We start from the raw sequence: 10,270 nt of genomic DNA on the forward strand, positions 1-10,270 counted from the left end.
CAAACAAGCTTAAATTAACCTTCTCTCAGAAAACACAAAGCCCCGACAAATTGCCGGGGTTTTATGTTTTCTCTCCTGTCTCGGAACAATAAATTTATAAAATCTTTAATGTATATGCAAATATTACAGAATAAAATTTTTAATTAGATAAAAAATTAATATGCTAACATAGAAAAATTATCAATTTTACAAATTATAATTTGTTTTAAAAGGTTTCGTTTTTTAACTAAGCACTTTCGATTATTTTCTTACCATTATGTATCGCTTCTCAAAACCCCTTAATACATTAATAATTGCTTTCTTTGAAGAAATTTAAATTCCCGATAAAACAATTTTCTTTTCATTAAAAATAAGGACACTAAAAAAGCCCCAAACTAGGTTTGAGGCTCAAGATTCCAAATTTCTTTGGAATGCACAGTATAACTTTTAAACCGTTTCTTCTGATATGAATTTAGCAGAAGCAAAATCGCGGTTCATACGAGCAATATTTTCTAAAGAAATTCCTTTAGGGCATTCAGCTTCACAAGCACCGGTATTGGTACAATTACCAAAACCTTCAGCATCCATTTGTGCTACCATACTTTGTACACGACGATAACGCTCTGGCTGGCCTTGAGGTAATAATGCCAATTGTGAAATTTTAGCAGATACAAATAGCATCGCAGACGCATTTTTACAAGTTGCAACACAAGCACCACAACCAATACAAGCAGCGGCTTCGAAAGCAGCATCAGCCTGCATTTTAGGTATAGGAAGGTTATTCGCATCTTGTGCATTACCCGTATTTACTGAAATAAAACCACCAGCGGCAATAACTCTGTCAAATGCTGATCTGTCTACAGTTAAATCTTTAACCACGGGAAAAGCAGCTGCCCTCCAAGGCTCAACCACGATAGTATCACCATCTTTGAAAGAGCGCATGTGTAACTGACATGTAGTAACTAAATCTTTCGGACCATGAGGGCGACCGTTGATAAACATTGAACACATACCGCAAATACCTTCGCGACAATCGTGGTCAAATACAACTGGTTCATCACCTTTGGTAATAAGATCTTCGTTTAACACATCAAACATCTCCAAAAAAGACATATCTGGCGAAATACCGGATAATTTATAATCAACCAAAGCACCTTTGGTGTTGTTATTTTTCTGACGCCAAACTTTTAGCGTTAAGTTCATATTTCCTGTACTCATGATATTGAGATTTTAAGTATCAAGTAGTTAATATCGAGTATCAAGATAAATTTTCTAGGTCTTGATACTCGATACACAAATCTTGATACTATTTATAACTTCTTTGTGCTACTTTAATATTTTCAAACTTCAATTCTTCTTTATGAAGCTCGAAGTTTACGCCTTCTTTAAATTCCCAGGCAGCTACGTATGCGTAGTTTTCATCATCGCGTAAAGCTTCTCCTTCTTCAGTTTGATACTCTTCACGGAAGTGACCTCCACAACTTTCATTACGATTTAATGCATCAATACACATCAACTCACCTAATTCAATAAAGTCGGCTACGCGACCAGCTTTTTCTAATTCTGTGTTTAACTCATCGGCAGTTCCAGGAACTCGAACATTGCTCCAAAACTCAGCACGTAAAGCCCTGATTTCTGCAATGGCTTCGTTCAATCCTTTTTCGTTACGAGCCATTCCACATTTTTCCCACATAATGTGGCCCAAACGTTTGTGGAAATGATCTACCGATTTAGTTCCTTTAATGTCAATTAACGTATTTAAAATACCCTTTGCTCTTTCTTCAGCCTCAACAAACGCAGGGTGGTCTGTCGGAATTGCTTTAACAGAAATTTCTTTCGATAAATAAGCTCCAATTGTATAAGGTAATACGAAGTAACCATCTGCCAAACCCTGCATTAATGCAGATGCACCTAAACGGTTAGCGCCATGATCAGAGAAGTTAGCTTCACCAGTACAATATAAACCTTCAACACTAGTCATTAGGTTATAATCAACCCAAAGCCCACCCATTGTATAGTGAACCGCCGGATAAATACGCATTGGTGTTTCGTAAGGATTTTCACCAGTAATCTGTGCATACATATCGAACAGGTTACCATACTTTTCCTTAATTACGTCTGTACCCAAGCGCATACAAGTTTCTTTATCAGGATTTTGTATACCAGCTTTGGAAGCTTCTATTCTACCGTAACGTTCTGTATTTGCTTTAAAATCTAGGTAAACGGCTAATTTAGAAGCACCTACACCATAACCGGCATCACAACGCTCCTTTGCAGCTCTCGATGCCACATCACGAGGAACAAGGTTACCAAAAGCAGGGTAACGACGCTCTAAATAATAATCTCTTTCATCTTCAGGAATTTCCGAAGCTTTACGGTTATCATCTTTCTTTTTAGGAACCCAGATACGTCCATCGTTACGTAACGACTCAGACATTAAGGTTAATTTAGATTGATGATCGCCAGAAACCGGAATACAAGTTGGGTGAATTTGAGTGTAGCATGGATTTGCAAAATAAGCACCTTGTTTGTGTGCTTTCCAAGCTGCGGTTACATTACTTCCCATCGCATTGGTAGAAAGATAGAACACGTTTCCGTAACCACCTGTACCCAATACCACAGCATGACCGAAGTGACGCTCAATTTCCCCTGTAATTAGGTTACGGGCAATAATACCACGAGCTTTACCATCGATTTTAACAACCTCAAGCATTTCGTGGCGGGTGTACATTTCTACTTTGCCCATACCAATTTGGCGTTCTAAAGCAGAATAAGCACCTAATAATAACTGCTGACCGGTTTGACCAGCAGCATAAAAAGTTCGCTGAACTTGTGTACCACCGAATGAACGGTTATCTAACAAGCCACCATATTCGCGAGCCAAAGGAACACCCTGAGCAACACATTGATCTATAATATTAGCACTTACCTCTGCTAAACGATGCACATTGGCTTCGCGGGCACGGTAATCGCCACCTTTAATCGTATCGTAGAATAAACGATAAGTACTATCGCCATCATTTTGATAGTTTTTTGCTGCATTGATACCACCTTGCGCAGCAATTGAGTGTGCTCTACGAGGCGAATCCTGAAAACAAAAACACTTAACTTTATAACCCATTTCGGCTAAGGTAGCTGCTGCCGAAGCACCTGCTAAACCAGAACCTACAATAATTACCTCAATAGTTCTCTTGTTCGATGGGTTAACCAAAGGCACAGAAGACTTGAATTTAGTCCATTTGCTGGTTAATTCGCCTTCTGGAATATTTGAATTAATATCTGACATATCTCTTTTGTGCTAAAAATTATTGAATAAGACCGAAATGAACTGCAATCGGCATTGCTGCAAATAGAATCGAAATAATAATCGAGTACCAAACGCCAGCACCTTTAATTATGCCGTTATACTTGGAGTGGTTCCATCCTAATGTTTGGAAAGCAGAAGCAAAGCCATGCAACAAGTGATAACATAAAGAGAACATTGCTAAAATATAAACTGCAACTCTAACAGGGTCTTGAAATTTATCTTTCATTACCGCAAATAAATCTTCGTGTCCATTAGCGTCAACTGTCGGAATTCCTGTAAAACGAGAAACTACCCAAAAATCTTTTAGGTGAACAACCAAAAAAATCAATAACAAAGTACCAAGTAAGCCCATTGAACGGCTATACCATTTACTGTTTGCTTTGCCATTGTTAACTGCATATTTTACTGGTCTTGCTTTTTGATTTTGCAAGGTTAATCTTAACGCCTGAAAAATATGGGCAAGCAAACCAATAAATAAAACAATCTCACCAGCTCGGATGATCCAGTTGGTAGCCATAAAATGTGCGCCAACGTTAAAGGTTAAACCACCATCGTTAATAAAAATTAAAGCGTTTATACCGCAGTGCACAATTAAAAAGAGTATCAGGAACAAACCTGTAACACCCATGATGAATTTCTTCCCTATTGATGAAGAAAAAGCATTTCCGAAACCGCTCATTTGATTAGGATTTATATCTAAATTTCTTGCAAAAGTATTTAATTATGAGTTTAATTTATAAACGATTATGACAAAACCGCGATAAAACATTTATTTAGAACCATTCTAAAGCATAAACGTAATAAATCGAAACGTTTTGGGCTATTAATACCTTATTTGCAGCAGGAATTGAATTTCATATTTGATTTTTGTGATTGAAATTTTGCATTATCAAACTAAAAGCAAAGATTCCATCCGGACCTCAAAAGAGTTATAAGCTTAAAAATCAATAATTAAAAAAACAACCAAATCTAAAAAAATCAACTAAGGTTTTCGTTATATTGCGTTATCAATTAAATTATATGAAAAAACTGCTCTACTTTTCTGCATTTCTGATTTTGATTATTTCTGGATGCAAGCCCTCAACAGCACGATTCCGTGTAAGCACTAAAAACTTTAAGCCAAACTCAGTTATGAGTATTTACAGTACTGCAACTGGAGAAACCTATAAGATTGAGAACATCACCAACAACTATCAGAAATTCACTATAAACATGCCAAACGAAGGCTATGCTGTATTTCGGGTAGAAACCAAGAACAAAGACACTGAACACTGGTTCTATTTAGACAATGGAGATTTTGAATTAAATCTTGATGGAAATGATATGGACTCCTTCCCATTTGAATCTAGCCCATCAGAAAAAGGTCAAGAATTTATCGAATACTATAAAATTAAAGAGACCATCAGTAAAAATGTTGCAGATAGTTTAAGCCTTGCGCAAACAGAAATGGATAATTCTACAAGAGAAAATGTGGAAGAAAAGGCAAAAAACCTGAATAAATGGATGGAGAAATATGAAAAACTACAGTTCAGTATTATCAGAACATTCCATCAAAAATTTCCAAATTCATTAAATACAATATTTATACTCGACCAACTTGGCTTAGTAAATACTTACACAGAAACCTATGTTAATCTATTTAATTCATTAAGCAACGATTTAAAAGAAAGCAAAGCTGGAAAAGATTTACTGGCTCAGATTACAAGATCTAGCCGGATGATGGCTGGAAGCCAAATGCCTAATATTGAAGGCGAAAATCCGCTTGGAGCTTCTTTTAATAAAAAAATACTGAAGAAGGTTAATCTAGTTATTGTTTGGACATCTTATAACACCAAAAGCAGAGACAACAGTAAGTTTTTAACCTCTCTGTACAAAGAGTACAAAGATAAAGATGTAGAATTTATAGGTGTTTCTTTAGATACCAAAAGAAACTGGTGGGTTAATGTAATTAAAGAAGACAAACTTGATTGGCCACAATTCTCTGATTTGAAAGGGGCAAAATCTCCCAATGCTAAAAATTTAAGCGATTACAATATTCCTTATTTCTTTATAATAGATAAAGAAGGGAAAGTTCTAATGAATAACGATTTAACAACTAGCTTCATCAATGATGAAATAAGAAAAAGACTTCAGTAAAAAATCAATAAACAAAAAAGTCCCGATTTGCATCGGGACTTTTTACGATTTATGTGTTCGAGTTTTCTTAAGCTACTTTTACATTTACCGCGTTTAAGCCTTTTCTACCTTCTTCTACATCGTAGTTTACGGTATCATTCTCGCGAATGTTATCGATTAAGCCTGAAGCATGAACAAAAATTTCGGCGTCGCCATTAGATGGAGTGATAAATCCGAAACCTTTAGTTTCATTAAAAAATTTTACTGTTCCTTGTTGCATTATATTGTATTTTAATTTGTTTCAAAGATATGGTTAAATACCTATAAATCAATTTTTTATTTTAAAACCCTAAATTATTCTTAAATATATTGATTTATTGACTGTTAAGCGCCATTTAGATGAACGATTTAGCACATCGGCGCTCGATTTATTACTTTGCTTTATAAGCAAAGTGCTCTCAAAACTGCCTTTACCTCTGCTCTTCTGCACAAAAACATAAGCCATCCTAGGATTTGGTTTCCATCATAATCAGGGGATATGCACCAACACTTTTGCAAAAAATTTAAATTCAGAGGCATACTGTTTTTAAAGATACCATTCGATATTACCTAATATTTTTAGTCTACTCGAAAGAAAACAGCTAATTATTGTAAACCGATTCCTCTATTTGCTCGTAATTAACAATAAGCTCATCAGTCATTTTCACCATAAAAGTTTCATTGAAATTCCCTTTTATATCGTAGCTTAAAATCAATAAATCGCCAACAATTTCGTGCAAAACCAATTTCGTGCTGGTGTAGGTTATATAAACAACGTGCCCAGCTTTATTTAATAAATCAGAAGCGTAAATATTCAATTCTGCCAAATCAAATAAGATTGATTTCCCATCTAAATCGCTTAAAATTGGAATCTTATTTTCTTGTGCAATTAGTGTATTTAAAACAGAATAATTAAGTTTTTGATGCAAAGAATTTGCCTTTTCATTTTCTTGCAGCATTTGCGAAAATGTGTGCAGCGTATTATTCTGGCTATATATTTTAGATTTCTTTTGAAACTCTTTATAACTATCGTGAAATATCCGTCTTTCAAAATCTGTTTTACACATAAAATTGAAGTATTGTTTTGCACTGAGGTTGATGTAAGCTAAAGCCATAATATTCGGTTTGTTGCTGATTCAAATATGAAATAATAAAACTCTTTAATTTATTAAGTAACGGTAAACACTGATTATCAATCGGTAATACGAAACTAAAACGTGTTTATGAATTTAGGATGAACATGTTTCGTTAACAAAACGACTTAATTACTTAAATCGCTTCAAAGCAGTGAAATAAAATTGATTTCAAAATCAGGTTTCAGTCCATTTCGGTCCCGAAAGTCCTGCCAACCACTTTGCTCACCTGATTGAAAAATCGAGTTCGTGTTCGCTTTTGTCAGGTTTAGAAAACAAAAACATTGCGAGAGACCCTAGAATAGCTATTTTAAAAGATTTCTCAGCTCCGCTCAAAAAGACGAGTTTATAAAATACTAATTCAAAATTTTTCAAAACACTTTATATCCTGACAGGTTATTAAGTAACAAACATTTAACTAAAACTTCAAAATATGGAAACGAGAAACAATCATGCTTTGATTAAGGTATTATTAGACTGCGCATTGGCCTGCGAACATTGCGCTTCATCATGTTTAAAAGAAGAAGATATTAATATGATGATTGACTGCATAAAGCTCGATAGAGATTGTGCCGATATTTGTACTCAAGCAGCCAGACTATTACAAAGAGATTCTGTTATTGGCCATCAATACCTATTAATTTGTGAAGAGATATGCAGACTTTGCGCTGCAGAATGTGGTAAACACGACCATGAACACTGCAGGCAATGTGCCATAGCCTGCGAAGAATGTGCAGAAGCTTGCCATGAAAACCATGAACCTATAAATCAGGACTAAAAAAAACGCCTTTCGATTTTCATCAAAAGGCGTTTTTAAATTTATTTCTTAATTAATTATTGAGCTGGGAAACTAAAGTTAAAAGTTCCTTGCTCGCTCACACCCGACATGTAAATCATGCCATTTCTGGTTTGTGGCAATGCTTTTTGAACTTCCGCAACGGTACTAACAGGCTGTCCATTTACCTTAGTAATAATTAAGCCTTTTTCTACGCCAATGTTATCAAAAGCTTTTCCGGTGGTTACCGAAGTTACTACAACACCGCTATTAATCCCTAGTTTAGATTTTTGAGCAGGAGTTGCTGGTGCAAATGTTGCACCTAATTTTGATACTTCAACAGATTTAGTTGCTGCAGTATTGGCAGCAGGATTTATACTTGCCTCGCCTTTTAAAGTTACTGTATAATCTTTTAAAGAGCCATCTCTTAAAACAGTTAATTTAACTTTATCACCTGGATTTAAACGACCAACTCTTTCCTGTAAATCAGGAGAATCATTAATAACTACACCATCTACTTTCTTAATTACATCACCAGATTTTAAGCCAGCGGCTTCTGCGGCACCCTTGGCTACAACATCATTAACATATAAACCACTAACTTCATTAGTTTTAATGCCTTCTGGTTTTTCATCTCCGCTTAAAGGCACAAAGCTTACGCCAATATAACCACGTTTTACTGAACCATATTTCATAAAATCATCCACAATTTTACGAGCCAAATTTACTGGGATTGCAAAACCGTAACCTTGGTTATAACCACTTTGCGATGCAATTGCAGAGTTAATACCAACCAGTTCGCCATTTGCATTTACTAATGCACCACCGCTATTACCTGGGTTAATTGCCGCATCTGTTTGTATAAATGATTCTATACTTGTATTTACTGGTGCTTTTGGTCTCTTACCAGTACGCTGATATTCCCTATATTCCTCTTCTGTAATCTCATTACCTTGTTGCTCACGGCCAATAATACCAATGCTTCGATTTTTTGCACTTACAATACCAGCTGTTACGGTAGTTTGTAAATCGAGAGGAAAACCAACGGCTAATACCCATTCTCCAACTTGTACATTATCAGAGTTACCCATTTTTACAACTGGTAAACCTGTGGCATTTACTTTAATTAAAGCTAAATCTGTATTCGGATCTCTACCAATAACTTTAGCTTCAACTTTACGTCTATCAGTTAAAACTACTTCAACTTTTTCTGCATTTTCTACGACATGATTATTGGTCACAATGTAGCCGTCCTGGCTAATAATTACGCCCGAACCCGAGGCTGCCCTTGGCTGGCGTTGCATTTGGCGACCACCACCGCCGAAGAAATCTTCCATCATATCAAAAGGAGAAGAACCTCCCTGACTTTTACCAGATGAAGAATAAGTTGTTTTAATGTGAACCACACCCGGTGCAACCGCAGCTGCTGCTTGGGTAAAATCGGTCGCTCCTGCCGAGGTTACCTTAAGCGGGTTATTGGCAAAATATAAATTTTGTTTCTCTGAAATTGTACTTCCTGTTTGGTTACGCTCAATTAGTTTGTAACCTCCAATTGCTGCTGCTCCACCTATAAAAGCAGCTAACACGGTAATCCCTAATATTTTTTTCATGTGTTTATATATTTTTGTTTTATAGTCATGAAGAAATTAAAAGCATTTTATTGTTCTAATTTTGATATGCCTTTAATGGTTTCATATGTTAATTAATTTTATTTAAAAACCCCAACGAGTAATTACAAGGCCAATTGCTAGCTAATTGTTTTCGTTTACTTATAATAATTCGTTTTTGTTAATTCGCGAGAGCATATTCACTTTGATTTAAGCAGATGCTCAGGCAGTTTCTATCTGCTCAAATTTTCTTTCGTAAGTTTATTCAAATTTAATACCATATAAACGATATTTGTATAACAAAAGCACTTGTTTCTATGTTAAAAAATGTTAAATCAGGAAACAACAAGCGCTTATAATTTTTGCAAATCAAATATTGCATAAAAAAATGAAGCTTTCATGAAAATTAATTTCTTTAAATATCAAGGCGCAGGTAACGATTTCATTTTGATTGACCATACTATGAGTCCATTAGAAAACATCGATAATTCGCTAATAGAACAACTTTGTCACCGTAGATTTGGCGTAGGTGCCGATGGTTTAATGTTTGTAACCAAACATAAAGATTACGATTTCGAAATGCATTACTTTAATGCAGATGGCAATTTGGGCAGCATGTGCGGTAACGGAGGGAGATGTATTGTGGCTTTTGCCAAACACCTTGGTCTTATCGAAAAAGAAACTAACTTTTTGGCAGTGGATGGCCCACATTATGCCAGAATTTCAGAAAATGGCGAGTGGGTTGACCTGCAAATGATTGATGTAAACATTATAAACAAAGATAATGAAGCATACATTCTTAATACTGGCTCACCACACTACGTTGCTTTACAAAGCGATTTAAAAAACTTTGATGTTTTTACTGAAGGTAAAAACATCCGATACAATAATATTTATAGTGAGAAAGGCATCAATGTAAATTTTGTAGAAGACAAAGGCGATTATCTTTTTGTACGTACTTACGAACGAGGCGTAGAAGACGAAACTTATGCTTGCGGAACTGGTGTAACTGCTGTTGCTATGGCTATGGCAAAACATAAAAATCAAACCGGACATATTAAAACCGATATTAAAGTTTTAGGCGGCGATATTAAAATCGAATTCGATTATGATGGCAATGTCTTTACCAATGTATTTTTATGCGGACCTGCAAAATTGGTTTTTGAAGGAGAAGTAGAATAATAGTTATTACCATTATTCAATTTTTTTTCATTACTGTCCGATAAAAATCAGGTTTGATAAAAATAGTTTATTTATTGATGAATATTTAGTGTTTTCTAAGCTTACTGAAAAATCAACCCCTACCCATCAAAGA

General features: G+C 35.3%; 9 protein-coding genes. 3 read left to right on the forward strand and 6 right to left on the reverse strand.

What is annotated here, in order from left to right:
* Positions 1–426: 426 nt before the first annotated feature.
* The 3 genes from ACFOUY_RS09595 to ACFOUY_RS09605 all read right to left on the reverse strand — a co-directional run bounded on the left by ACFOUY_RS09595 (position 427) and on the right by ACFOUY_RS09605 (position 3,965).
* A complete protein-coding gene (locus tag ACFOUY_RS09595) occupies positions 427–1,197 on the reverse strand; it encodes a succinate dehydrogenase/fumarate reductase iron-sulfur subunit (protein ID WP_378960291.1) in 771 nt (256 codons plus the stop codon).
* Positions 1,198–1,285: 88 nt separating this feature from the next.
* A complete protein-coding gene (locus ACFOUY_RS09600) occupies positions 1,286–3,265 on the reverse strand; it encodes a fumarate reductase/succinate dehydrogenase flavoprotein subunit (RefSeq protein WP_378960292.1) in 1,980 nt (659 codons plus the stop codon).
* A gap of 19 nt (positions 3,266–3,284) precedes the next feature.
* Positions 3,285–3,965 (reverse strand): succinate dehydrogenase cytochrome b subunit, encoded by a 681-nt coding sequence (locus tag ACFOUY_RS09605; protein WP_378960293.1) that lies wholly within the window; start codon positions 3,963–3,965, stop codon positions 3,285–3,287.
* 341 nt (positions 3,966–4,306) lie between these two features.
* Between ACFOUY_RS09605 and ACFOUY_RS09610 the strand changes: the two genes are divergently transcribed.
* A complete protein-coding gene (locus ACFOUY_RS09610) occupies positions 4,307–5,422 on the forward strand; it encodes a TlpA family protein disulfide reductase (RefSeq protein ID WP_378960294.1) in 1,116 nt (371 codons plus the stop codon).
* Between the two features lie 67 nt (positions 5,423–5,489).
* Here the strand turns inward: ACFOUY_RS09610 and ACFOUY_RS09615 are convergent, their stop codons facing one another.
* Together ACFOUY_RS09615 and ACFOUY_RS09620 are read right to left on the reverse strand one after the other, a co-directional pair.
* Positions 5,490–5,681 carry a cold-shock protein gene (locus ACFOUY_RS09615; RefSeq protein ID WP_010599638.1) on the reverse strand — a complete coding sequence of 64 codons (192 nt, stop codon included), beginning with the start codon at positions 5,679–5,681 and terminating at the stop codon, positions 5,490–5,492.
* Between the two features lie 361 nt (positions 5,682–6,042).
* Entirely contained in the window at positions 6,043–6,555 is a 513-nt protein-coding gene (locus ACFOUY_RS09620) for a hypothetical protein (RefSeq protein ID WP_378960295.1), read from the reverse strand.
* Between the two features lie 451 nt (positions 6,556–7,006).
* On the opposite strand from ACFOUY_RS09620, the gene ACFOUY_RS09625 reads away from it, so the two are divergent.
* Entirely contained in the window at positions 7,007–7,351 is a 345-nt protein-coding gene (locus ACFOUY_RS09625; protein WP_378960296.1) for a four-helix bundle copper-binding protein, read from the forward strand.
* A gap of 56 nt (positions 7,352–7,407) precedes the next feature.
* Here the strand turns inward: ACFOUY_RS09625 and ACFOUY_RS09630 are convergent, their stop codons facing one another.
* Positions 7,408–8,958 carry a trypsin-like peptidase domain-containing protein gene (locus ACFOUY_RS09630; protein ID WP_378960297.1) on the reverse strand — a complete coding sequence of 517 codons (1,551 nt, stop codon included), beginning with the start codon at positions 8,956–8,958 and terminating at the stop codon, positions 7,408–7,410.
* Positions 8,959–9,354: 396 nt separating this feature from the next.
* Between ACFOUY_RS09630 and dapF the strand changes: the two genes are divergently transcribed.
* Positions 9,355–10,137 carry a diaminopimelate epimerase gene (gene dapF / locus ACFOUY_RS09635; protein ID WP_378960298.1) on the forward strand — a complete coding sequence of 261 codons (783 nt, stop codon included), beginning with the start codon at positions 9,355–9,357 and terminating at the stop codon, positions 10,135–10,137.
* Positions 10,138–10,270: the final 133 nt, after the last annotated feature.

The sequence above is a fragment of the Pedobacter jamesrossensis genome, from assembly GCF_042650905.1.
GTDB lineage: Bacteria > Bacteroidota > Bacteroidia > Sphingobacteriales > Sphingobacteriaceae > Pedobacter > Pedobacter jamesrossensis.

Coding starts and splice junctions, on each gene's coding strand:
- ACFOUY_RS09595 (WP_378960291.1), bottom strand. CDS start 1,197: ATGAGTACAGGAAATATGAACTTAACGCTAAAAGTTTGGCGTCAGAAA.
- ACFOUY_RS09600 (WP_378960292.1), bottom strand. CDS start 3,265: ATGTCAGATATTAATTCAAATATTCCAGAAGGCGAATTAACCAGCAAA.
- ACFOUY_RS09605 (WP_378960293.1), bottom strand. CDS start 3,965: ATGAGCGGTTTCGGAAATGCTTTTTCTTCATCAATAGGGAAGAAATTC.
- ACFOUY_RS09610 (WP_378960294.1), top strand. CDS start 4,307: ATGAAAAAACTGCTCTACTTTTCTGCATTTCTGATTTTGATTATTTCT.
- ACFOUY_RS09615 (WP_010599638.1), bottom strand. CDS start 5,681: ATGCAACAAGGAACAGTAAAATTTTTTAATGAAACTAAAGGTTTCGGA.
- ACFOUY_RS09620 (WP_378960295.1), bottom strand. CDS start 6,555: ATGGCTTTAGCTTACATCAACCTCAGTGCAAAACAATACTTCAATTTT.
- ACFOUY_RS09625 (WP_378960296.1), top strand. CDS start 7,007: ATGGAAACGAGAAACAATCATGCTTTGATTAAGGTATTATTAGACTGC.
- ACFOUY_RS09630 (WP_378960297.1), bottom strand. CDS start 8,958: ATGAAAAAAATATTAGGGATTACCGTGTTAGCTGCTTTTATAGGTGGA.
- dapF (WP_378960298.1), top strand. CDS start 9,355: ATGAAAATTAATTTCTTTAAATATCAAGGCGCAGGTAACGATTTCATT.